The following is a 23,277-nucleotide window of genomic DNA, read 5'->3' on the forward strand; positions in this document are numbered from 1 at the left end:
AGTCCCCCCACTGGAAGGCACTCCGATGACGAACCCCTTCGACGATGACGACGCCCAGTTCTACGTCCTCACCAACGCCGAAGGCGAGCACTCCCTCTGGCCGATCTTCGCCGCCGTCCCCACCGGCTGGACCATCGCCTACGGCGCGGCCCCCCGCTCCGCCTGCCTCGAATACGTCGAAACCCACTGGCTCGACATGCGTCCCAACTCCCTCGTCGCCGCCATGACCCCCGAAACCACCTGAATAGCCGGGGCGCGCCGGTCCCCCTGCCAACCGGCGCGCCCCGTCCCTCACACCTGCGCGCGGGATTCGATGACGGCGCGGGCGTGTTGGCGCCATTCGGTGACCGGGCGGGCGTAGGGGAGGCCGGCGTCGAATTGTTTGGCGCGCTTGGTGACCGTGAGGCCGACGTAGGTGTGGCCGTCGGTGAGGGCGCGGGTGGCGACCGCGCAGGCCTCGTCGGTTTCGCCGGTGGCGAGCAGCGCGGTGGCGTGTTCGAAACGGGCCAGGGCGGGTTCGGTGGTCTCGCTCGGGTCGTAGAGCGAAATCGCCTGGGCCGCCGCGGCCGCCGTCTCCGCCGGTTTGCCGAGGCGGGCGTAACCGACGGCGCGGTAGAACGCCAGCTTCTCCGGGCGGAACGAGAAGATGCCCACGGGCAGTTCGGTGTTCGCGACGCTGTCCAGCGCCCGCTGGGAGCTGTCGATGCACTGCGTGAAGCGGCGCTCGTCGCCGAGCGCGGCGTGCGCGCGGGCGGCCATGCCCCACAACCACGCCGCCGCCGCGCCGGTGCGCGGGTCCTGGGCGAGCCTGCCGTCGAGCAACCGCAGCACCTCGTCGGGCCGGTCGCTGTAGGTCGGCAGGTACGCCAGGCCGGCCAGCGCGATGTCCTCGGAGTACCGGTCGCCGATGTCCTGCGCGGCGTGGATGGCGGTGCCGTACCACAGCCGCGCCTGGCCGAAATGCCCCTCGTTGAACAGGATCTCGCCCACCACGTTGGCGAGCCGCCCCGCCGTGTGCACCAACCGGATCTGCTGGTTGGTGGACTGGCGCTCGGCCAGACAGCCCCGCACCGCGCGGAACTGCTCGAGCGTGGTCTGCAACAGTTCGTGCGGCGGCACCCGCACCACCTGCCTGCCCAGCGCCGCCGTCGATTCCTCGAACAGGCCGAGCCTGCGTTCGCTGATCGACCCGGCGTCCAGGGTGGCCAGCATCTTGGCCGGTTCGCGCGCCACCAGCTCGGCGGCCTGGCCCAGCAGGCCCGCGCCTGCGAAGGCCAGCAGTTCTCGCCGTCTCACCTCGTCGTCCTCGACTTCCTCGTCGAGCCCGGTCGGCGCGGGACGAATCCCGCTGCCGCCCGGCGCCTTTCCACTACCGAGCCGTTCGGAACCGGGCGCGCCGCCCGGTTCGCCCGGCGCCTCGCGGTGCGTGAGCGCCCGTTCGAAGCGGGCGCGGACGTCCGGTGCCGCGCCGGACAGCGCGGCGTCGAGCAACCGTCGGCTCGCGGCGTGCATCCGGGTGGTCCGGCCGTTCTCCCACAAGACGACGGTGCGCGGGGTGACCCCCACCGTGCGCGCGAACTCGTATCGACTCCGTTTCATCGCCGAGCGAAGCGCGCGCACGTCTTCGCCGGTCCAGTCGACCTCAACCATAGGTTCCGCTTTCTCGTACCAGGTCGATTCACTCGAAAATTACTCGCATTTACCGCATTCGGGACTGTTATGCGCCCAATCGCAACGCGCAGTCTGGAACGGCACCCGGCGCCGGGGTTGTGCCCAGGCCCTATGGGGGCACCCGCTCTCCGGAACTCGGCGCACGGTCCCGACGCGGCCTCGATCCAGCCGCCTCGAGCGCGATTCCGACGGTGCCTCCGGCGCCGGGTGCACCGACCTTGCGGAGGTACCACCATGAACGTGCCGGATTCCGATACCAGGGAGCTGTGGCGCATCCAGAGCCGCGATTGCGCGCAGGAACCGCAGGTCCTCGACGACGATCGCGCCCGGTTCATCCTGTCGGTGCACGCGGGCCACGGCGCCGGCTGTCGCCAGTACCTGGCCGCCTCGGCTTTCTGTTTCCGCCGCACCACCGAACGCTGACGGCGCTCCGGGCGATCAGGATGAGCCGTCCCGATGCCGTTGCGGCCCTGCGGTTCCTACCGTTCAGGCACGCGTCCGGCACCGATCGTCGTGACCTCGTCCCCGGTCGCCTTGCCGGCCGGTTGCTCGAGTGACGCGGTGGAGAACCGCGTCCGGCGTCTCGCCCAGCCGGGTCGGCGGCATCACCACATCGTTCACGAGTGCCCTTGTACTGCAACTGGTTTCTGAGGGCAAGGTGGCGCTGGACGAGCCGACCGACACCTACCTGCCCGGACTGCTGCGCGGCGAGTGAATCAGCACGCGGGTAGACCGAAACTCGCTGGGCGGCAAGCTCAGACCAGCGGCTTGGTCTTGCGCAGCCGCCTGCGCAGGTCGGTCATCAGGGCGTGGCTGCCGCCGTGGCGCAGGAAGCGGGGGATGAACCGGTTGACGAAGCCGACGAAGACGAACAGGTGCTGGAAGCGGCGCTGATCGGCGTCCGACCACGCCAGGCCCATCTGCTCGCGGAAATGCGGCGCGAGGAACCCGGTGGTGAGGAACTTCAACAGGTTCCGGAACGGCAGGCGCAGGTACCAGTGGATCATCCGCAGGTTCAGCAGGTCGTCGAGGTAGGCGCGCACCTTGTCGTCGAGGACGGCCTGCGCGCACGCCGCGTTCCAGTAGACGTCGAACTCCGCGCGGGTGGCGGGCCACATGTCCTCGGTGACCTGCAAGGTGGTGCCCAGCGTCGAGGAGGTCGCGTAGAACGCCTCGGCCTGCTCGGGATTCATCTTGCCGTGCAGCAGCTGGTAGGTGTCCTCGAAGCCGATGTAGAGGCAGGCGGCGACCCACAGTTGCAGGTTGCGGTCGAAGGCGTTGTATCGCACGGGCGCACCCGGTTCGGAGCGGACGTGCCGGTGCACGGCGTTGACCGCCTCGCGATAGGCCAGCCGCTCCTCCTCGGTACCGAGGATCGCCACCGCGAGGTACTGGGTGGTGGTGCGGGCGCGCTTCCACGGGTGGCTCATGAGCGCGCCGGATTCGACCTTGCTCTCGGCGACGCCGTGCCCGACGCCGGGCCGCGCCATCTGCATGGCCACGTTCGCGGCCGCGCCGGCGAAGGACCAGAAGTCCAGCGCGTCGGAGAGGCGCAGCGGCCGTTTGGTGAACGGGCGGTGCGCCGCGTCGATGTGGATGCGCGTGCGTTCGGTGGTGAGGGGTTCGTCGTGGGACCGGTGGGCGACGGCGTTGCTCGTCATCGAACATCTCCTGCTGGCTCTGGCCGGTGGCCGTCCGGGGTTAAGTTACTGATGATTCTGCACGAACTCCGGGCTGATGTCTCGTCTTCCCGCCAGATTGCGGCGGATCCTCAGAGTGAGAACAGTCGGTAACTTATTCCGTCCCCCCGACCTGGGCGGCGATTCGCCCTTACTAGCGCGATCTCGTGTTCCGACTGCGGTTTCGATCTTGCTGAAAAGCTTCCGAAACAGTGTGAATCGTGCGTAACATACGGATCCGAACCGGTGTGTCGGCGCACGGGCGGGGCGGGTCGCGCAGTCGCGGCGCGACACCGTGGACTCGGCCCGACCCGCCGGGTGCACGCCGGGTCAGAAAGGACACGACCGCATGCTGCGACGGCTGGACCGAGTGCTGAGTTACGAGATGAAGGTGTCGGAATTCCTCGGCACCCTCGTCATCCTCGGCATCCCCTACGGACTGATCGGCGTCGTCTGGACGCTCACGCACACCGACCACCTGCGCGAGATGCACGGCATCGACGTGGTGATCTCGTTCCTCGGATCGATCGTGTGCTGGCCGGTGCTCACCTTCTCGAATGTGTGCATGACGTGATGGCGCTGGTGTGGCTCATCGACGTTCTGGTGATCGTCGTCAAGATTCTCGGTGGGCGGATGAAGGTCAATCCGGTGCTGCGTTTCGGGCTGTGGGTGTCGGTGCTGTGCGCGCTCGCCGCCGGCGTCGCGGTGCTCGGGTACGGGCTCGTCGGGCTGGAGCGGGTGCTGTCGGCGCTGGGATGAGTGGCGAATTCAGCGGCTAACACCAGACAACATCGCTCGGCGTAGGACGGCCGGTCCGGTCATGGCATCTCGATCTCTTCGTCGACGATATGGCCAGTTCAGAGCTGCTGTAGTCGCTTCGGTGCGACTGGATGGACGCCGAGCGATCCGTCCTCGAATTTGTAAGAATTCCAGTTAACATGTGTCTTGTGTCGCGGCCCTCGGCTGTGCGACACTTCACACGCTCCGCGCCAGGGAGAGGGCCGCACACCGGCCGGCGGGGACGGACACCGGGGAAAGGACTCGGGCAGCGTGACATCCACCGAACGACCTGCCGATCGCGAGGCGCCACGGCGCGGCGATCTGGACCGGGCCGTCGACGATCTGCTGGGACTGTGGCGGCGGCATCCGCAGCGGTCCCTGGAGACGCTCGGCCGCCAGGTGACCCTCGGCCGCGACGCCGTCGTCGAGCTGTTCCGCGCGCTCGCCGCCCGGCGCTTCCCGTACCACGAGTTCATCCGGCAGTGCGCGTTCATGGCCAGTGTCTCCGCCGCGCCCACGGTGTTCGTCGCCATCCCGATCGCGGTGGTGGTGTCGATCCAGGTCGGCGCGCTGGTCGATCAGGTCGGCGCCACCACATTCGTCGGCGCGGTCGCCGGGCTCGGCATCATCCGCCAGGGCGCGCCGCTGGTCACCTCGCTGATGATCGCGGGCGCGGTCGGCTCGGCCATCTGCGCCGACCTCGGCTCGCGCACCATCCGCGAGGAGATCGACGCCATGAAGGTGATGGGCGTGAACCCGGTGCGCAGGCTGGTCGCGCCGCGGCTGGTGGCGGCGGTGCTGGTGAGCATGCTGCTGTGCGGGTTCATCGTGTTCGTCGGCTTCGCGACGGCCTACATGTTCAACGTGTACGCCCAGTCCGGCACGCCCGGTTCGTTCATCGGCTCGTTCGCCTCGTTCGCCGTGGCCAACGACCTGCTGGTGGCGCTGGTGAAGGCGGCGGTGTTCGGCGCGCTCACCGCGATCATCGCCTGCGACATGGGATTACACGCCAAGGGCGGCCCCGGCGGCGTCGCGAACGCGGTGAACTCGGCCGTGGTCACCTCGGCGCTGATGCTGTTCGCCACCAACATCATCCTCACCCAGGTCTACAACACCTTGTTCCCCACGAAGGTGATCTGAGTGGGCAGCCGATATACACCGCCCGCGCTGCGCCCGTTCCGGGCGGTGGGCCTCGTCGCCGGCGTGCCCTACCAGGCCAACCAGCGCCTGGGCCACCAGGTCATCACCTTCTTCCGCGCGCTGGGCGCGGTGCCTTACGTGCTGCGCCACTACCGGTCCGAGGTGTTGCGCCTGACCGCCGACATCGGTTGGGGCAACGGCTCTCTCGTGGTCGGCGGCGGCACCGTGGGCGTGGTCGTCATCCTCTGCGCGTTCGGCGGCATCACCGTCGGCATGGAGTCGTTCACCGCGCTGAACCTGCTCACCATGGGCCCGCTCACCGGCGCCATCTCCGGCTTCGCCACCACCCGCGAACTGGCCCCGATCCTGGCCACGCTCGCCTTCGCCATCCAGGCGGGCTGCCGGTTCACCGCGCAGTTGGGCTCCATGCGCATCTCCGAGGAGATCGACGCGCTGGAATCGATCGCCATCCGGCCGCTGCCCTACCTGGTGACCACCCGGATGATCGCGGCCACGCTCACCATCATCCCGCTCTACACCATCGGCCTGGCCACCGCGTACCTGGCGACCAAGCTGTCGGTGCTGTTTCTCGGCGGCACCTCGGCGGGCACCTACGACCACTACTTCTTCCAATTCCTCATCGGGACAGATGTTTTCTTCTCGCTGCTCAAAGTCGTCGTGTTCGTGCTGCTCGCGACGTTCATCCAGTGCTACTACGGCTACGTCGCGACCGGCGGGCCCGAAGGCGTCGGCGTCGCGGCCGGGCGCGCGATCAAGATGGTGATCGTCGTAATGGTCTTCGCGAATCTCTTCATGACCCTGGCCATCTGGGGTATCGACCCCGGCTTCCGGATCTCGGGATAGGGGCCGGACATGCTGCTCGATCCCAGTGGCCGCGGACCCACCGCCCGTCAGCTCACCCTGGCCGGCCTGGCCATGATCGCCGCCGTCGCCCTGCTGCTCGGTCTGCTGATGATGCGCTACGACGGCCGTTTCGAGAACAAGGTCGCCGTCACCGCCGAGCTCACCAGCACCGGCGACGGGCTGCCCGCCCGCGCGGACGTGAAGTTCCGCGGCATGGTGGTGGGCGCCGTCGACGCCGTGGACGTGGTCGCCGCCGGCCAGCGCCAGCGCGCCACGCTGCACCTGAAACCGGAAGTCGCGCACACGATTCCGGCGGATGTCACGGCGCGGGTGGTGCCCAACAACCTGTTCGGCGTCACGGCGGTCGAACTCGTCGGCAGCGGCGACGCGGGCGGGGCCGGACTGCGCGCGGGCGCGGTGATCCCCGAGGACACCGGCGGCGAGACCGTGCAGTTGCAGACCACGCTCACCGTGCTGCGCGATGTACTCGACAATATCCAGCCCGAGAAGCTGGGCCGCGTGCTGGCCACGCTCGCCGCGGCGCTCGACCCGGGTTCCCGGGTGCCGGGCTCCACCGTGGAACGGCTCGACGCGTGGGTCACCGACGTGCGCGCCATTCCCGGTGTCGGTGACCTGCTCGGCGACCTGGGCCGGGCCACCACGCGGTTGAGCGAATCCGCGCCCGACCTGGTGGGCGTGCTCGCCGAATCCGTCACCACGGCGCGCACTCTCACCGAACGGCGCGCCAATCTGGTCGCGCTGCTGACCAACGCGAGCGGCGCGGTCGACTCGGTGAACAGCCTGTTCGCGCGAAATCCCAACGCCGCCAAGGAACTGGTGCCCGGACTCGGCGGCCTGTTCGGCAGCCTCGCCGACGATCCGCAGGCCATCCCGCACACGGTGCGGAATCTGAGCGTGGCGCTGGAGCGGATGGCGTCGGTGTTCCACTTCGGGCCGAGCCGGCAGATGGTGTGGAAGATGGATGTGAGCTTCACGCCGTTCCAGCAGTACACGCTCGCGGACTGCCCGCGCTACGGCGGACTCTCCGGACCGCGCTGCGCCAACGGCACCGTGCCGGAAGTCGCTCCGCCGCAGGAGTTCCCGGAGCAGCTGCGGCCGGGCTGGCTGGACGCGGCGGGCCCCGCGCCGATCATCGCCGTGCCCGGCCCGCAGGGGGCGCCGGGCGAGGGAGCCGCGCAGGTGCCCGCGTTGCCGGGGTTGCCCACTCTGCCCGCGATCCCGGGCCTGCCCGCCATTCCCGGAATCACCGCGCCCGCTTCGTATTCGACGCCGCGGGGTGCGCCGATGCGTCCGGTCGCGGGCGGGCGCGGGTTCGCCGGCGTCGCGGCGGTGGTCGGCGGACAGCCCACCGCCGCCCAGCTCCTGCTGCTCACACCGCTGCTCGCGGGCGGCGAGGTGACCGTGTACGAGACCGATCCGGAAGGGGGCCGGTAGCCGTGAGATCCAGGAAGGCACTGGCCGGGTTCAGCCTGTTCGCGATCGTCGCGATCGCGCTGACCTACACGATCTGGTCCACACTGCAACGCGCGGTGCCCGGCGAAACCCACGCGTATTCCGCCACGTTCGCCGACGTGATGGGGGTGCGCGTCGGCGACGACGTGCGCATGGCGGGCGTGCGCGTGGGCCGGGTCGATCGCATCTCCTTCGAGGAGGACTACAAGGCCCGCCTCGACTTCAGTCTGCAAGCGCGCCAACGGCTCACGACCACCACCGAGGCGGTCGTCCGCTACCAGAACCTCATCGGGCAGCGCTACATCGCGCTGCTGCCCGGCCCGGAGGAGGGCGAGGCGCTGCCCCCGGGCGGGCACATCCCGGTCGAGAACACCGAACCGTCGTTCGACGTGTCGGCGCTGCTGTCCGGGTTCGAGCCGCTGTTCGGCGTGTTGCAGCCCGATCAGGTGAACTCGCTGTCGGAGACCATGATCCAGGCGTTGCAGGGTGACGACGTCTCCCTGAGTCTGCTCATCACCCAGGCCGCTGAACTGGCGGGCACCTTCGGGCAGCGCGACCGCATCCTCGCCGACGTGATCACCAACCTGAGCAGCGTCATCGCCGGATTGGCCAATCGCTCCGCGGAATTGGAGACCCTCATCACCCAGTCCAGGGCGCTGGTCGAAGCGCTGTACGCCGAAGGCGAATCGCTGAAGAGTTCGGTGGCCCAGGTCGCCGTCTCCACCGACGCGCTGGCCGGGCTCATCACGCAGGTGAAACCCGATTTGGCGCAGGCGCAGAACGACGCCACCACCGGTGTGGCGCTGCTGCTGTTGAACGGCGCCGCGCTGGACAAGGCCGCCGTGCAACTGCCCGGGGTGCTCAACGCGCTGGCGCGCGCCACCAGCTACGGCGCCTACGCCAACGCCTACATCTGCCGCCTGGACGTGTCGCTGTGGGGCGTGCTGCTGCCGCCCGGACTGTTCTCCCAGGTCGGCGGCGAATCACAGTCGGAGGTGTGCCGATGAGGCGGCGAATTCCCCTCCCGCGCTACGCCGACAACCGGTTCCTGTGGCTGGGCCTGCTCGCGGGCGCGGCCGTGGCGCTGCTGGTGGTCGGGTCCAGCGCGCTGTCCGAAGCGCGCTTGGCGGACAAGACGATTCACGCCGAGTTCGCGCAGGCCGCCGGGCTGCGCGCGGGCGCGACCGTCGATGTGTCCGGTATCGAGGTGGGCGCCGTGCGGGCCGTGCGGCTGGTGGGCGACAAGGTGGTCGCCGATCTGCGGGTCCGCCGCGACCTGCGGCTGGGCCCCGACGCCCGCGCCGCGATCAAGATGTCCACCATCCTCGGCAGGCTGCACGTCGAACTCGTGCCTGGCAACGGAAAAGGCTTGCCGGACGACACGATTCGCCTGGCGAACACCGCCGTGCCGTACAACCTCGCCAAGGTCATCCAGGACCCGGTGTACACCTCCTCCTTCGAGCGCATCGAGCGCATCGACCCGGAGAAGCTGCGCCAGGCCCTGGACACCCTGGAGCGGCAGATGGGCGATTCCCCGCAGCTCACCATCGCCGCGCTGGACAGCATCGGCGCGCTGGCCAAGGTCATCAACGAGCGCCGCGACGAGGTGGATTCGCTGCTGAAGGGCCTCGACCAGGTCTCGCAGCTGGTGGCCGACAACCAGAACAGCGTGCTGTTGCTGCTCACCCGGGGTGAGGCCATCGGCGAGGCGGTCGCGCTGCGCCAGGACCTGCTGCGGCAGTTGCTCGACAACGTCGCGGCCCTGTCGGGGCTGCTGCAAGAGATGGGCCTCGAGAACGAGGGCCAATTGGGCCCGCTCATCCAGAACCTCAACACCATGACCGAAGGGCTGGAGAAGAACCGGGAGAACCTGGACCGCCTGTACGAGATCATGCCGGTGACCATCCGGCAGTTCAATAACGCGCTCGGCAACGGTCCCTACGGCGAGGTGTGGGCGCCGTGGGTCTTCCCGGACAACTGGCTCTGCTTCGCACAGGCGGTACCCGGATGCAACTGAGAAGGTTTCGTGGCTCGCTGAAACTGGCGGCCCTCTGTGTGGCGGCCGCCGTGACCTCGGCGTGTTCGCTGCTGCCCGAGAGCGTGTCGTCGCTGCCTGGCGAGTACCTCGGCGAAAGACTGCGCATCAGCGCGGATTTCGAGAACGTGGCGGGGCTGTATGCGGGCAACGAGGTGGCGGTGCTCGGCGTGCCCGTGGGACGGGTCGAAACCGTCACGCCCAAGGGCGGTTTCGTGCAGGTCACCATGGCGATCGACAAGAGCGTGCGGATCCCCGCCGACGCGGTGGCCGCGCTGATCTCCCCGCAGCTGATCACCAACCGGCACGTCGAACTCGCGCCCGCCTACACCGAAGGTCCCGCGCTCGAAGACGGCGGGCACATTCCGCTGGAGCGCACCAGGACTCCGGTCGAACTCGACCGCATCCTGGACAATTTCGACCAGCTCGGCGCGGCGCTCAAAGGCGACAACACCGAGGGCCCGATGGCGAGCCGGGTGCTGTTCCCGCTGCTCGACGGCAACGGGGACCGGTTGCGCGAGACGCTCGACGCGCTCTCCTCGGCATTCCAGGTCACCTTCGCCAACGGCGACCAGATCGCCAACACCATCGTGAAACTCAACGAGATCACCCAGATCATCGCCGCCAACGACCAGACCGTGCGCGACTTCAGCGGCAGGCTCACCGAATTGGTGCGTCTGATGGGCGAGCAGTCACCCGGCCTGCACGCGGTGATCGCGCAACTCAACGAGTTCGTCGCCAACACCTCCACGGTGGTCGGCGAGAACCGGGATCAGCTGGCGGGCGCGCTGACCCGCTTCGTCACCATCACCGAGCAGATGCGCGCCAACGCGCGCAACCTCACCGAGATCGTGGACGTGACACCGCTGATGTTCGAGAACATCGACAATGCCGTCAGCCGCGAGCACCGCGCGATCCGCCTGCACGGCCTGCTGGACAAGGCGGTCCTCGACGGCGAGGCGCTGTCGCTGTTCTGCGAGCGCGTGCAGATGCGCCTCGACGGCTGCCGCACCGGCAAGATCCAGGACATGGGACCCGATTTCGGGCTCACCGCCGCGCTGCTGGGAATCGCGAAGTGAGCGGGCGGAGCGTGCGCAGGGGCGTGGTCGCGCTGGTCGCGGCGCTCGGTGTGGGCGCGGCGAGCGGGTGCGCGGTCACCGTCGACAACGTGCCGCTGCCGAAGCCGGGCCTCGACGCCCCCGGCTACACCCTGCACGCGACCTTCCGCGACGCCCTCAATCTGCCCGACCGCGCGCACGTGCGGATCGGCGGCACCGATATCGGGGTGGTGACCGGCATCAGCACCACCAACTTCATCGCCGACGTGGAAATGGAGATCCGCCACGACATCCGGTTGCCGCGCGGCACCACGGCCGAACTGCGCCAAGCCACCCCGCTCGGAGACATCTTCGTGGCCATGACCCTGCCGCCGCAGGACCCGGGGGCGCCTTTGCTCGGTCCGGGCGACACCATCGGCGTCGAGAACACCTCGGCGGGCGCGTCGGTCGAACAGCTCATGGTGTCGATCTCCATGCTGCTCAACGGCGGCGGGCTCAATCAGGCCGCCGAGATCACCGCCGAGATGAACTCCATGTTCGGCGGGCGCGCCCCGCAGCTGGCCCACCTGCTCTCCGAAATGACCGCGGCGATCACGGCTTTGAACGAGCGCACCGCCGACATCGACGCGGTGCTGGCCGGCGTCAACGTGCTCACCGGCGAATTGGCCGCGCGCAAAGCGGAATTGGGGCAGGCGGCCGACACGTTCCCGGATCTGCTCGGGTTGCTGGCCGAGAACAATCAGGACATCTCCGCGCTCATCGCCAAGGTGGCGGTCACCATGGCCGCGCTGGGCGATTTCACCGAGACCAGCGGCGGCGAGTTCGTGAGCCTGTTCGACTCCGTCGGCCGGCTGATGTCGGGGTTCACCCAGATGGGCGACGACCTGCGGCTCACGCTGGAGCGGCTGGACCAGCTGTACCCGTCCATCATGGCCTCGTTCGAGGGACCGAATCTCTCGGTGGCGGCCACGGTGTCGTACCTGAGCATCGGCGCGCTCACCGATCCCACCGGCAGCCGCGCACCCGAGCTCAACGACGTGCCGCTGTTCATCGGCAGCCTGGCCCAGGTGATCGAGAAGGTCATCGGCAGGCTCACCAGCCCGCCGCGGCAGGAGGGCGGACGATGAACATCCCGCTCTGGAACTATGTGGTGCGGCACCGGATCGCGGTGGCGAATATCGGATTGGTGCTGGTGCTGCTGGCCGGCTCGGCCTACCTCGCCGGTGCGGTGCTGCGGTTCGATCCGCTGGCCCGGACGTACTCGGTGACGGTGGAATTGGAGACCTCCGGCGGCCTCATGCTCAACAGCGACGTGAACTATCGCGGCACCCGGGTAGGCCGGGTGAGCGAGGTGCGGGTGTCGGGGACCGGCATCGCCGCGGTCGCCGAAATCGACTCCGCGGTAAGGATTCCGGTCGGCGGCACGGTGGCGGTGGGCAGACTCTCCGCCGCCGGCGAGCAGTACCTGGACTTCCGGCCCGACTCCGACAGCGGGCCATACCTGGCCGACGGCGCGGTGGTCGAGCGGGCGCGCACGGCCGCCCCGGCCACCATGCAGTCGGTGCTCACCAACGTGAGCGGACTGATCGGCGGCATGAACCCGGAGCGGTTGAGCGTCATCGTGGACGAACTCGACCGCGCGCTGGCCGGTGGCCCGGATCGGTTGCGCGACATGATCTCCGGGATCAGTCGCGCCATGGCGGGTCTGTCGGATCTGCTGCCGCAGACCCGGCAGCTCATCGAGAATCTGCGGGTCATCTCGTCCACCACGTCGCTGGCGCAACCGGATCTGACCACGCTCACCACCGGGGCGGGCGCGCTGTTCGAGCAGCTGACCGCCGCCGATCAGGAGGTGCGCCGGTTCCTGGACCTCGCGCCCGGCCAACTGGCCACGCTCGGCGGGTTCGTCGCCGAGACCGAGGACCCGGTCACCAACCTGGTCACGAACTTCGTGGCGATCACCAAGTCGGCGAAGCTGCGCCAGCCCGCCATCGCGGCGCTGTTCCCCGCGCTGCGGTCGGGCTCGGAGGCGCTGGGCATCCCAGCGCACGATGGCGCCTTCCACACCCTCGTCGACCCGTGGCCGCGCCCGAGCTGCGACTACGCCACCATTCCCATCGTGCCGACGCTGGCCACCGCCGACACCCGGGTGCGGCTCTACAACTACTGCGTCACTGACAATCCCGCGCTCCAGGTGCGCGGCTCGGCGAACGCGCCACGGCCCGACGTCCCCGACAACGGCTCCGGCCCGCCGCCCGGCGTCACCGGCGACGAACTGTCCCAACCCGCGCCCGGCCGGTGAGCCGTGGCGAGCAAGGAAGGAAAAGGCATGAGCGACAAGGATGTCGAGGGAGAAGCAGCGGCCGCGCCGGAGGTTGCTACCGAGAGCGCTGTCGGCGCAGGGAAAGACGGCGCCGACGATGCGCACGGAGCGAAAGGCGCTGACGCTGTGGAGGATGCGGCAAGTGCCGAGGGTGCGGGCGCTTCCCCGGAACAGTCTGCGGGCGAGGGGAAATCGAGACCAGTCGCCTCGGCGGCGGTCCCTGTCAGTGAGTCGGGCGGCGCCGATGACGGCGGTGCAGAGGCGCGGAAGGATGCCAAGGCCGAAACCGGCCCGGCCCTCCGGTCCCGGATCGCACTCGGCGGCAAGGGGATTCACCTCCTGCGCGCCGCCGTCGCGCTGATCGTGGTGGCCTCGGTGGCCTCGACCTTCTACTTCTTCATCCAGAACCGCGAGAACCGCGCCCTCCTCGATGCCCACGAGGAGGCGGCCGCGGCCGCGTGCCGATACGCGCCGGTGCTCGCCAACTACGACGCCAAGAACCTCGATCCCTACTTCGCTGCGGTGCTCGACGGCGCGACCGGCGACTGGAAGACGCAGTTCGACGACACCAGCAAGGAACTGCGCGAGGTGCTCACGCAGGGTGAGGTGGTGTCGAAGGTCGAGGACGTGCAGTGTGCCGTCAAGACCGGCGACGAGACCTCCGCCGAGGCGATCGTGGTGATCGGGCAGACCATCACCAGCCTGGGCACGCAGGGCCAGCCAGCTCCCGGCCAGCTCTCGATGGTCATGCGCATGGAGAAGGTGGACGGAACCTGGCTGGTGAACAACGTGAATTCCCCACTGGCGCAAGGGCCGCAGCAGTAGCACCGGCGTCAGCCGCAGCCGGACAGGATGACCCGCATGAGGTGCGCGACCCGGTCGCGGCCGCAGATCGGGTTGTCCGGGCCGAGCCACTGGGCGAGGTCCACCACCAGTGCCAACGCGGCGTGCACCAGCACCCGCGCCTCGGCGGGTGAGAGTTCGGGGCGCGCGCCCGCGGCGAGCTTGGCCCACTCTTCCACGTTGAGCCGCTGGATATTGCGCAGCACCGTGCGATCCTCGGCGGGCACGTTGCCGATCTCGGCGTAGTAGACGAACGTGAGTTCCCGCTCCGCGAACGACCCGGCCACGTACAGGTCGATCAGCGTGGACAGTGCCTGTTCCGGCCCGTCGGCGGCCGCGATGGTCGGGCCGATGACGGCCGAGACCCGGTCGGCCGCCCGGCGGAACGCGGCGGCCAGGATATCGCCTTTACCCCGGTAGTACCGGTACACCGCCGAAGACGCGGGCAGCCCGGCGGCGGTCGCGATATCCTCCACGCTGACGTTCGGATAACCCCGCTCGTGGAACAGCGCGATCGCGCGCTCCAGCAGCAGTTCGTGCTTGAACGCCCGCGGAATCTCCTCGGCGCGAACGACTTCCGTCTCGCCGGTCAGTGGCGGCAGTTCGCTCCCGGCCACCGCCCGCACCGCCGCGTGCAACAGCGCGGTGAGCGCCCGCACCGGGATCGAGACGTGGTGGTCGGAGATGCTGCCCGTCACGCTGAGCAGCGCGGCGGCCAGTACGGTGCGCTCCGCGCCGCCGAGGCCCGGCCGGGTCGCCACCAGCAGCCCGCCCAGCACGCCGTGGATCCGCACCAGCTGATCCACCAGGATCTGCCGGTCCTCGGGCTCCAGATACCGGCTCTGCCAGCGCAGCATCGCGGCGCCGCTGCGGTTGGCGATCGACTCGCGCACCATCGTGTCGAGCACGTGCGCCAGGCGCCGCTCGGCGGGTGCGTCCGTGAGCGCGGCGGGCACCAGCACCATCTGCTCGGCGAGGGCGCTCAGGCGCAGCGCCTCCTCCCGGAACAGCGCGTACTTGCTGGGGTAGTGGCGGTAGAGGGCGGTCGAGCTGATGTCGAGGCGCGAGGCGATCTCCTCCATGCTCACGCCGTGGTAGCCGAGCGCGCCGAACGCCTCCACCGACACCGCCGCGATCTGGGCCCGCCGGTCGCGCGGCCGCCGCCGGACCGGGCGCGCCGCGCCGTCCGCTGCGGTGCGCGAGGTGCGGCGATTCTGCGCGTCCATGCGGCGATGGTAGCCCAACCGGACGCTCGGTCGAGTGCCCTTTCCGGCTCCGAGACAGAACTGAACAATAGATCACAAGTGTGGCGTAACAGTGCTGTTCACCGCGACGATTGCATCGTTACGCCCGAGAATGCTCAGTAACATTCACGCGGCGTCGGCGCGTCCGAAGAGCACCGTCTGCATGAGCGCGCGCACCCGCTCCTGGGACGCGATCGGCTCGCTGCCGAACGACCGCCCGAGATCGACCACCAACGCGAAGGCGGCGTGCACGAGGAAGCGGGCCTCGGCGGGGGGGAGCTCGGGCCGCACCTCGCGCAGCAGTTTCGCCCACTCCTCGACGCTGAGGCGCTGGATATTGCGCAGCACCGTGCGCTCCTCGGCGGGCACGTGCCCGAACTCGGTGTAGTAGACGAAAGTCAGGGCGCGTTCGGCGAACGAGCCCGCCACGTAATGCTCGATCAGCGTGGTCAGCGCGTCCTTCGGGGAATCCGCCGCGGCCACGGCGGGACCGATCGCGGCCGACACGCGGTCGGCGGCACGGCGGAACGCGGCGGCGAGAATATCGCTCTTGCCCCGGTAGAAGCGGTAGACCGCCGACGCGGCGGAAAGCCCTGCGGCGGAGGCGATCTCCTCCACGCTCACATTCGGGTAGCCGCGATCGTGGAACAGCTCCACGGCCTTGTGTAGCAGCAGTTCGTGTTTGAACGAGTCCGGGATCTCCGGCGCCGCCGCCCGCTCGGCGGTGGCCCCGGCCGGCGGCAAGTCGGCGCGGGCGATCGACCAGCAGGCCGATTCCAGCAGGCGCGCAAGGGGTTTCACGGGCAGCGAGGCGTGGTGGTCGGCGATGCTGGTGATGGCGCTGAGCAGGGCGGCGCGCAGCACGCGCACGTCGTCGTCGGCGAGGCCGGGGCGCAGCGCGCGCAGTTCATCGCCGAGCGCGGCCAGCACGGTGGACTGCTGCTCGGCCAGCACCGCCCGGTCCTCGGGCTCGAGGTAGCGGACCTCCCAGCGCACCAGGGTGACGCTGGGCCGGTTCTCGATGGTCGCGGCGATCAGGGCGCCCAGCACGCGGCCGAGCCGTTGCGCCGGATCGTCGCCCGGGGCCGCCTCGGGTAGCCGCACCGAGTCGGTCATCGCGCGGCCGACGCGCAGCAGTTCCTCGCGGAACAGGGCGTATTTGCTCGGGTAGTGCCGGTACAGGGCGGCCGAGCTGATGCCGAGCCCGGAGGCGATGTCCTCCATGCTCACGCCGTGGTAGCCGAGCGCGCCGAACGCGGCGGCCGACGCCGCGGCGATCTGGGCCCGGCGATTCTTCGGCCTGCGCTTGATCTCCCGGGGTGCCTCCTCGCCGCTGACTGCCTTTCGCGCCGTACGGCGATTGTCGACACTCATGCCCGCCATGGTAACGACCGGGACCGCCGGGTGATTTGCCCAGGTCACCGGAGGCGGATGGGGCCGTGCGACGCGACCGCGCCTACCTGGGTCCGATCCCGGCGTACCAGTCCAGCAGATCGGGATCGTCGACGGCGCTGCGCTCCACCACCCGCGCGGCGTCGGCGCCCTGGAACAGCTTCTTGATCGGCACCTCGAGCTTCTTGCCGGTGCGGGTGTGCGGGATGCCGGGCGCGGCGATGATCTCGTCGGGCACGTGGCGCGGGGACACCTCGGTCCTGATCACCGCGCTGATCCGCGCGCGCAGCTCGTCGGTGAGATCCGCGCCGGGCGCGAGCAGGACGAACAGCGGCATCCAGTAGCCGCCGTCGGGGCGTTCGACGCCGATGACCAGCGCTTCGGCCACCTCGGGCAGGCGTTCCACGGCCTGGTAGATGTCGGCGCTGCCCATGCGGATGCCGTGGCGGTTGAGGGTGGAGTCGGAGCGTCCGTGCACGACGATGCTGCCGTGATCGGTGATCGTGATCCAGTCGCCGTGCCGCCACGCGCCGGGGAACATGTCGAAGTAGGCGTCGTGGTAGCGCCGGCCGTCCGGGTCGTTCCAGAACTGGACCGGCATGGACGGCATCGGCGCGGTGACGACGAGTTCGCCGACCTCGCCGCGCACCGGTTTGCCCTCGGTGTCGTAGGCGTCCAGCGCGACGCCGAGGTAGGGCGCGGAGAGTTCGCCCGGCCACACCGGGACCGTGCGGACGCCGCCGATGAAGGCCGACACCACATCGGTGCCGCCGCTGATCGAGTTCACCGGAATGTGCTCGCCCACGTTGTCGCGCAACCACAGGGCCGAACTCGGCGGCAGGGCCGAGCCGGTGATGCCGACCGAGCGCAGGGCCGACAGGTCGTGGTCGGCGCGCGGCACCGTGCCCGCCTTGATGCAGGCCAGCACGTAGCCGGGGCTGGTGCCGAGCACGGTGGCGCGCACGTCGGAAGCGATGCGCCACAACGCATCCGGCGCCGGGTAGGTGGGGCTGCCGTCGTAGGTGACGACGGTCGCGCCCACCAGCAGGCCCGCGATCTGGAAGTTCCACATCATCCAGCTGGGGCTGGTGTACCAGAGGAACGTGTCGTCGGGGCCGATATCGGATTGCAGGGCAACGGCTTTCAGATGTTCCAGCAGCACGCCGCCGTGGCCGTGCACGATGCCCTTCGGCAGGCCGGTGGTGCCGGAGGAGAACACGATCCACAGCGGGTGGTCGAAGGCCACGGCCTCGGTCTCGATCACGGTGCTGTCGTCCGGGGCGATGGCCTCGGCCCACGGCGTCGCGCCGGGCACCTCGAGGCCGAGCCGCGACACCGCGACCGTCGCGCGCAGTGTGCCGAATCCCTCACGCAGCGCGGCGATATCGGCGCGCTTGTCGTGCGTCTTGCCGCCGAAGCGGTACCCGTCGGCGGTGACCAGCACGACCGGTGCCAGCTGGCCGAGCCGGTCCAGCGCGGCCTTGGGCGAGTAGTCCTGTCCGCAGGCGCTCCAGATCGCGCCGATGCTCGCGGTGGCCAGGAACGCGACGATCGCCTCGGGGATGTTCGGGAGGTAGCCGACCACCCGGTCACCTGGTCCCACGCCCGCCGAGCGCAAGTACCGGGCGAACGACGCGGTGGCGTCGATCAATTCGATCCACGACACCTCGCGCACCGGTTCGTCCTCGTGCACCGCGAGGACGGCGGGCCGGTCGGTGCGGACCTGCCGGATGATCTGGTCGACGTAGTTCAGCTTGGTCCCGGGAAACCATCGCGCGCCCGGCATCTCGGCGCTCGCGAGCACCTCGCCGTCGATCTCGCCGAGCGCGAAGTAGTCCCACACCGCGTGCCAGAAGCCGGGCAGATCTTCCACCGACCAGCGCCAGAGCTGCTGGTAGTCCGAGGTTTCCACGCCCGTGCGCGCGGCGGCGAAGCGGGCGAAATCGGTGATCCTGGCTCCGGCGATGTCCCGATCGGTCGGCACCCACTGTGGTTCCACCGTGGTCCTCCTGGTTCGTGTGGTCAGTCTCGGGCGGCGGCGCGGCGCAGGATGCGTTCGGCGTGGCGCAGCACCGGTGCGTCCACCATCCTGCCCTCGAAGGCGAAGACGCCGCGATGGTTCGGCACCTCGTCCAGCAGACGCCGCGCCCAGGCGACCTCGTCGTCGGCGGGAGCGTAGGCGGCGCGGATCACCGGCACCTGGCTCGGGTGGATGGCGACCTTGGCGTCGAAGCCCACCGCCACCGCGTCGTCGGTCTCGGCCCGCAACCCGTCCAGATCGCGGATGTCGAGATACACCGAATCCAGCGCGAACTTACCGTAGGCCTTGGCCGCCAGCAGGGCGCTCGAGCGCACGTGGCGCGCGACGTCGCGGTAGGTGCCGTCGGCGTGCCTGCTCGCGTTGCCGCCCAGACCCGCGATCAGATCCTCCGCACCCCACATCACGCCGATCGCGTTGCGCGCCATGGCCGCCCGCGCCACCGCGAGCGCGCCGAGCGGCGATTCCACCAGCGCGATCACCTCGTAGCCGGACAGCGCCGTGATCTGTTCGGCGCTTTCGGTTTTCGGCAGCATCAGCCGCCGGTAGCCGGTGTCGGCGAGTGCCGCGAGATCCAGCGCGTGGTCCTCGGTGGCCGCGGCGTTCACGCGCACCACCGTGGTCTCCGGGTCGAGCGGTCCCGCCACCAGCGCCGCGCGCGCCGCGGCTTTGTCGGCAGGCGCGACGCCGTCCTCGAGGTCGAGGATCACCACATCGGCGGCGGCCGCGGCCTTCGCGTAGCGCTCGGGGCGGTCGGCGGGGCAGAACAGCCAGGCGGGGCCCGGCATCTCCCACGTCATGCGGGGGCCTTGCGCACCAGCGTCTTGCGGCCCGCCGTGGCCACCACCTCGCCGTGCTGGTTGCGGGCGGTGTGGGCCAGCGCCACGATGCCCTCACCCGGGCGCGACTTGGATTCGCGCTTCTCGGTGACCACGGTCTCGGCGTAGATGGTGTCGCCGTGGAACAGCGGCTTGGGGAACGCGATCTCGGAGAAGCCCAGGTTGGCGACCAGCGTGCCCTGGGTCAGCTGCGCCACCGACAGCCCCACCAGCGTCGACAGCGTGAACATCGAATTCACCAGGCGCTTGTTGAACGGCGGCAGCGCGTCGCTGAACGCGGCGTCCAGGTGCAGCGCCTGGGTGTTCATGGTGAGCGTGGTGAACAGGACGTTATCGGCCTCGGTGATGGTGCGCCCCGGTCGGTGCTCGTAGACCACGCCGGTCTCGAACTCCTCGAACCACAGCCCGCGCTGCACGATCCGGCGCGGCTCTTCCGGCGTCGTCACAGGCCCAGCTCCCGGCCGATCAGCATCAGCTGCACCTCCGTCGTGCCCTCACCGATTTCCAGGATCTTGCTGTCCCGATAGTGCCTGGCCACAGCGTATTCGTTCATGAAGCCATTGCCGCCGAAGATCTGCGTGGCGTCGCGCGCGTTGTCCATCGCGGCTTCGCTGGCCACCAGTTTGGCGATGGAGGCCTGCTTCTTGAACGGCTTGCCCGCCAGCATCAGCGCGGCCGCGTCGTAGTAGGCGGTGCGGGCGGCGTGCGCGCGGGTCTCCATGCGGGCGATCTTGAACGCGATGGCCTGGTTGCGCCCGATCGGCTGCCCGAACGCCAAGCGCTCCTTGGCGTAGCGGACGGACTCGTCCACGCAGCCCTGCGCCGCGCCCACCGAGAGCGCCGCGATGGCGATGCGGCCCTCGTCCAGGATGCGCAGGAAGTTCGCGTAGCCGCGCCCGCGCTCGCCGAGCAGGTTCTCCTGGGGCACCCGCACGTCGGTGAGGCTCAGCGGGTGGGTGTCCGAGGCGTTCCAGCCGACCTTGTTGTAGGCGGGCTCGGCCACGAAACCCGGTGTGCTCGTGGGCACCAGGATGGTGGAGATCTCCTTCTTGCCGCCGGTCGTCCCGGTGACCGCCGTGACGGTGACCAGTTCGGTGATGTCGGTGCCGGAGTTGGTGATGAACTGTTTGCGGCCGTTGATGATCCACTCGCCGCTGTCCAGCACGGCGGTGGTGCGGGTACCGCCCGCGTCGCTGCCCGCGTCGGGTTCGGTGAGGCCGAAACCGGCCAGCGCCCGGCCGCTGGTGAGGCGCGGCAACCACTCCCGCTTCTGCTCGTCGTTGCCGAAGCGGTAGATCGGCATCGCGCCCAGCGAGACGCCCGCCTCCAGGGTGATCGCGACGCTCTGGTCGACCTTGCCGAGCTCCTCCAGCGCCAGGCACAGCGCGAAGTAGTCGCCGCCCATACCGCCGAACTCCTCCGGGAACGGCAGGCCGAACAGGCCCATATCGGCCATACCCTTGACGACCTCGTACGGGAAGGTGTGGTTGGCGTCGTGCTCGGCGGCGACCGGCGCGACCACCTGCTGCGCGAAATCCCGCACAGTGAGGGCGAGATCGCGGTAGTCCTCGGGCAGGGAGCCGGTGGAGAGGAAGTCGGTCATGCGGGGATTCCTTCTGACTCTGGGGTTTTCGCGGACGCGATGACGCGGGCCAGCGGTTGATCGAGGCGCACCTGGGTGCCGGCTTCGACGAGGATCTCGACGGTGCCGGTCACGGGCGCGGTGAGGGTGTGCTCCATCTTCATCGCCTCCACCACCACGACCGCGTCGCCCGCGGCCACGGTGGCGCCGGAGGCGACCGGCGTCGCGATCACCGAACCCGGCATGGGGCTGCGGATCTCGGCGTCGCCGACGTGCTCGCCGCCGCCACGGACGTTCACCTCGGCGACCTCGCGCAGCGCGACGACACCGGTCGGGCCCGCGACCCAGAGTTGGTCGTCGTGCTCGGCGACGAGGTAGTCGCGGCGGAGGCCGTCGAGGGTGAGGGTGAGGGTGTTCGGGATTTCAGCGAAAGTGGCTGTCAGTGAAAGGGATTCGGTCGTCGGCTGATGATCCGCTGATGCCGTCGTTGGCGTGGCGCGCGGTGGAACCGATCCACCGGCCGTACCGCCGCGAGGCGCGGAGAACCCGCCTTCCGCGTGGGCCACGGTCGAATCCGGTGTCGCGCCGTGGCTGGTCGCGGGCGGTTGGTCCGGCGGGGAATCGTGACCGGGGATCGCGGTGCCCGCGCTGTCACCGGCCGCTCGAGCAGTCAGGGTGCTGCTCCGAACCGTGCCGGAGGTCGCGTTCGGCGCGGTGTCGGACTCGTCGCCGATACGCGCGCGTGCGGCGTCGGGAGTACCGGTGAGATGGACGTGCTCGGTACGATCGCCGCCGGCGAGCCGGATGGTCGTGGGCGCGGTGCCGCCGACCCGCCAGCCCGACGGGACGTCCCACGGGTCGGCCGGGCCGGTCGGCCAGCGCCGCAGCCAGTGGTAGGCGGCCGCGGCGATGAACTGCTCGTCGGTGGGCGGCGCGGGAACGAAGTCGCCCACCCGGCGATCCAGCAGTGCGGTGTCGAGGTTTCCGGCCTGCACGTCGGGGTCGGCGAGCAGGAAGCGCAGGAACTCGATATTGGACGTGACGCCCAGCAGCTGCGTATCACCCAGCGCGCGATCGAGTTTCGCCAGCGCGGCGGTGCGATCGGGGGCGTGGGCGATGACCTTGGACAGCATCGGGTCGTAGTCGCTGCCCACCACCGTGCCCACGCGCAGGCCCGAATCCACGCGCACGCCTTCGCCTTCCGGCTCCACCAGGTCCAGCACCGTGCCGCCGGTGGGCAGGAAGCCGCGCCCCGGATCCTCGGCGTACACGCGGGCTTCGACGGCGTGGCCGGTGAGGCGGATGTCCTCTTGGCGGACGGTGATCTTCTGGCCCGCCGCCACCCGCACCTGGCACTCCACCAGATCCACGCCCGTCACCAGCTCGGTGACCGGATGCTCCACCTGTAGGCGGGTGTTCATCTCCATGAAGAAGAACTCGTCGGGACGGTCGGCGGAGACGATGAACTCCACCGTGCCCGCGCCCACGTAGTCGACGCTGCGGGCGGTGTTGCAGGCCGCCGCGCCGATGCGGGCGCGGGTCTCGGCGTCCAGCAGCGGTGAGGGGGCCTCCTCGATCACCTTCTGATGCCTGCGCTGCAAACTGCATTCGCGTTCGCCGAGGTGCACCACGTTGCCGAACTGGTCGGCGAGGATCTGCACCTCGATGTGGCGGGGACGGGTGACGAACCGCTCCAGGAACAGCGTGTCGTCGCCGAACGCGGCGCCCGCCTCCCGGCGCGCGCTGACCAGCGCGTCGGGCAGCAGCGCCGGATCGTCCACGCGGCGCATGCCTTTGCCGCCGCCGCCCGCCGAGGGCTTCACCAGCACCGGGTAGCCCACTTCGGCCGCCGCCGCGACGAGCTGCGCGTCGGTGAGGCCGGGCTGCGCGATGCCGGGCACCACGGGCACGTCGAACGCGGCCACGGTGTTCTTGGCCGCGATCTTGTCGCCCATGATCTCGATGGCGCGCGCGGGCGGGCCGAGGAACACGATCCCGGCCTCGGCCAGCGCCGCCGCGAAAGCCGCGTTCTCGGAAAGGAATCCGTAGCCGGGGTGCACGGCCTGCGCACCGGTGCGCACGGCCGCCGCGACGACTTTCCCGATGTCGAGGTAGCTTTCGCGGGCCGGCGCCGGGCCGAGGCGCACGGCGGTGTCGGCCTCGGCGACGTGGCGCGCGTTCACGTCGGCGTCGCTGTACACCGCGACCGAGCGAATGCCCATGGCGCGCAATGTGCGGATCACGCGCACCGCGATCTCGCCGCGATTGGCGACCAGCACGGTGTCGAAACCGACGGGTTGTGACTTGTTCAGCATC

General features: G+C 69.8%; 23 protein-coding genes. 14 read left to right on the top strand and 9 right to left on the bottom strand.

Going from position 1 to position 23,277, the window contains the following annotated elements; translation table 11 throughout:
• Positions 1-25: 25 nt before the first annotated feature.
• The gene (locus DFR74_RS17105; protein WP_067513171.1) at positions 26-244 is read left to right on the top strand and encodes an MbtH family protein; all 219 of its coding nucleotides are present in this window, start codon (positions 26-28) and stop codon (positions 242-244) included.
• Between the two features lie 47 nt (positions 245-291).
• On the opposite strand, the gene DFR74_RS17110 is transcribed toward DFR74_RS17105, so the two are convergent.
• Positions 292-1,599 carry a helix-turn-helix domain-containing protein gene (locus DFR74_RS17110; protein WP_147265844.1) on the bottom strand — a complete coding sequence of 436 codons (1,308 nt, stop codon included), beginning with the start codon at positions 1,597-1,599 and terminating at the stop codon, positions 292-294.
• 306 nt (positions 1,600-1,905) lie between these two features.
• Between DFR74_RS17110 and DFR74_RS17115 the strand changes: the two genes are divergently transcribed.
• Positions 1,906-2,094 (top strand): hypothetical protein, encoded by a 189-nt coding sequence (locus tag DFR74_RS17115; protein WP_067513175.1) that lies wholly within the window; start codon positions 1,906-1,908, stop codon positions 2,092-2,094.
• A gap of 130 nt (positions 2,095-2,224) precedes the next feature.
• Positions 2,225-2,386 carry a serine hydrolase gene (locus DFR74_RS17120; RefSeq protein WP_113975146.1) on the top strand — a complete coding sequence of 54 codons (162 nt, stop codon included), beginning with the start codon at positions 2,225-2,227 and terminating at the stop codon, positions 2,384-2,386.
• Between the two features lie 40 nt (positions 2,387-2,426).
• Here the strand turns inward: DFR74_RS17120 and DFR74_RS17125 are convergent, their stop codons facing one another.
• Complete coding sequence (locus DFR74_RS17125) at positions 2,427-3,332, bottom strand: oxygenase MpaB family protein (protein ID WP_067513177.1); 906 nt, start codon at positions 3,330-3,332, stop codon at positions 2,427-2,429.
• Between the two features lie 367 nt (positions 3,333-3,699).
• Here DFR74_RS17125 and DFR74_RS17130 point away from each other — a divergent pair, with 367 nt between their 5' ends.
• The 11 genes from DFR74_RS17130 to DFR74_RS37185 all read left to right on the top strand — a co-directional run bounded on the left by DFR74_RS17130 (position 3,700) and on the right by DFR74_RS37185 (position 13,848).
• Positions 3,700-3,924: a hypothetical protein gene (locus DFR74_RS17130; protein WP_067513179.1), complete on the top strand. Its 225-nt coding sequence runs from the start codon at positions 3,700-3,702 to the stop codon at positions 3,922-3,924.
• Entirely contained in the window at positions 3,912-4,109 is a 198-nt protein-coding gene (locus tag DFR74_RS17135) for a hypothetical protein (RefSeq protein ID WP_067513181.1), read from the top strand. Before DFR74_RS17130 ends, DFR74_RS17135 begins: the two co-directional genes overlap by 13 nt.
• 291 nt (positions 4,110-4,400) lie before the next feature.
• Complete coding sequence (locus tag DFR74_RS17140; RefSeq protein ID WP_067513183.1) at positions 4,401-5,270, top strand: MlaE family ABC transporter permease; 870 nt, start codon at positions 4,401-4,403, stop codon at positions 5,268-5,270.
• Positions 5,271-6,134, top strand: coding sequence for an ABC transporter permease (locus tag DFR74_RS17145; RefSeq protein WP_067513185.1), 864 nt, complete (start codon positions 5,271-5,273; stop codon positions 6,132-6,134). It begins immediately after the preceding gene.
• A gap of 9 nt (positions 6,135-6,143) precedes the next feature.
• Positions 6,144-7,589: an MCE family protein gene (locus DFR74_RS17150; RefSeq protein ID WP_067513187.1), complete on the top strand. Its 1,446-nt coding sequence runs from the start codon at positions 6,144-6,146 to the stop codon at positions 7,587-7,589.
• 2 nt (positions 7,590-7,591) lie between these two features.
• Positions 7,592-8,614: an MCE family protein gene (locus DFR74_RS17155; RefSeq protein WP_067513189.1), complete on the top strand. Its 1,023-nt coding sequence runs from the start codon at positions 7,592-7,594 to the stop codon at positions 8,612-8,614.
• Entirely contained in the window at positions 8,611-9,624 is a 1,014-nt protein-coding gene (locus DFR74_RS17160; RefSeq protein WP_067513233.1) for an MCE family protein, read from the top strand. Before DFR74_RS17155 ends, DFR74_RS17160 begins: the two co-directional genes overlap by 4 nt.
• Entirely contained in the window at positions 9,615-10,721 is a 1,107-nt protein-coding gene (locus DFR74_RS17165) for an MCE family protein (RefSeq protein ID WP_067513191.1), read from the top strand. Before DFR74_RS17160 ends, DFR74_RS17165 begins: the two co-directional genes overlap by 10 nt.
• Positions 10,718-11,827: an MCE family protein gene (locus tag DFR74_RS17170; protein ID WP_084538075.1), complete on the top strand. Its 1,110-nt coding sequence runs from the start codon at positions 10,718-10,720 to the stop codon at positions 11,825-11,827. The genes DFR74_RS17165 and DFR74_RS17170 overlap by 4 nt, the downstream gene beginning before the upstream one ends.
• Positions 11,824-13,002: an MCE family protein gene (locus DFR74_RS17175; protein ID WP_067513194.1), complete on the top strand. Its 1,179-nt coding sequence runs from the start codon at positions 11,824-11,826 to the stop codon at positions 13,000-13,002. The genes DFR74_RS17170 and DFR74_RS17175 overlap by 4 nt, the downstream gene beginning before the upstream one ends.
• 27 nt (positions 13,003-13,029) lie before the next feature.
• Positions 13,030-13,848, top strand: a complete 819-nt coding sequence (locus DFR74_RS37185; protein ID WP_228815330.1) for a hypothetical protein — start codon at positions 13,030-13,032, stop codon at positions 13,846-13,848.
• A gap of 8 nt (positions 13,849-13,856) precedes the next feature.
• On the opposite strand, the gene DFR74_RS17185 is transcribed toward DFR74_RS37185, so the two are convergent.
• The 7 genes from DFR74_RS17185 to DFR74_RS17215 all read right to left on the bottom strand — a co-directional run bounded on the left by DFR74_RS17185 (position 13,857) and on the right by DFR74_RS17215 (position 23,276).
• Positions 13,857-15,092, bottom strand: a complete 1,236-nt coding sequence (locus DFR74_RS17185; protein WP_067513196.1) for a TetR/AcrR family transcriptional regulator — start codon at positions 15,090-15,092, stop codon at positions 13,857-13,859.
• 144 nt (positions 15,093-15,236) lie between these two features.
• Entirely contained in the window at positions 15,237-16,484 is a 1,248-nt protein-coding gene (locus tag DFR74_RS17190; protein WP_067513235.1) for a TetR/AcrR family transcriptional regulator, read from the bottom strand.
• Positions 16,485-16,566: 82 nt separating this feature from the next.
• Complete coding sequence (locus tag DFR74_RS17195; protein WP_067513198.1) at positions 16,567-18,501, bottom strand: acetoacetate--CoA ligase; 1,935 nt, start codon at positions 18,499-18,501, stop codon at positions 16,567-16,569.
• 23 nt (positions 18,502-18,524) lie between these two features.
• On the bottom strand, positions 18,525-19,340 hold the full coding sequence (locus tag DFR74_RS17200) for an HpcH/HpaI aldolase/citrate lyase family protein (RefSeq protein ID WP_067513200.1): 816 nt from the start codon (positions 19,338-19,340) through the stop codon (positions 18,525-18,527).
• Positions 19,337-19,825 carry a MaoC family dehydratase gene (locus DFR74_RS17205; RefSeq protein WP_067513202.1) on the bottom strand — a complete coding sequence of 163 codons (489 nt, stop codon included), beginning with the start codon at positions 19,823-19,825 and terminating at the stop codon, positions 19,337-19,339. Before DFR74_RS17205 ends, DFR74_RS17200 begins: the two co-directional genes overlap by 4 nt.
• The gene (locus DFR74_RS17210) at positions 19,822-20,982 is read right to left on the bottom strand and encodes an acyl-CoA dehydrogenase family protein (protein ID WP_067513204.1); all 1,161 of its coding nucleotides are present in this window, start codon (positions 20,980-20,982) and stop codon (positions 19,822-19,824) included. The genes DFR74_RS17205 and DFR74_RS17210 overlap by 4 nt, the downstream gene beginning before the upstream one ends.
• Entirely contained in the window at positions 20,979-23,276 is a 2,298-nt protein-coding gene (locus DFR74_RS17215; RefSeq protein ID WP_113975156.1) for an acetyl/propionyl/methylcrotonyl-CoA carboxylase subunit alpha, read from the bottom strand. The genes DFR74_RS17210 and DFR74_RS17215 overlap by 4 nt, the downstream gene beginning before the upstream one ends.
• Position 23,277: the final 1 nt, after the last annotated feature.

Origin of the sequence: Nocardia puris (assembly GCF_003315035.1) — a bacterium.
GTDB lineage: Bacteria > Actinomycetota > Actinomycetes > Mycobacteriales > Mycobacteriaceae > Nocardia > Nocardia puris.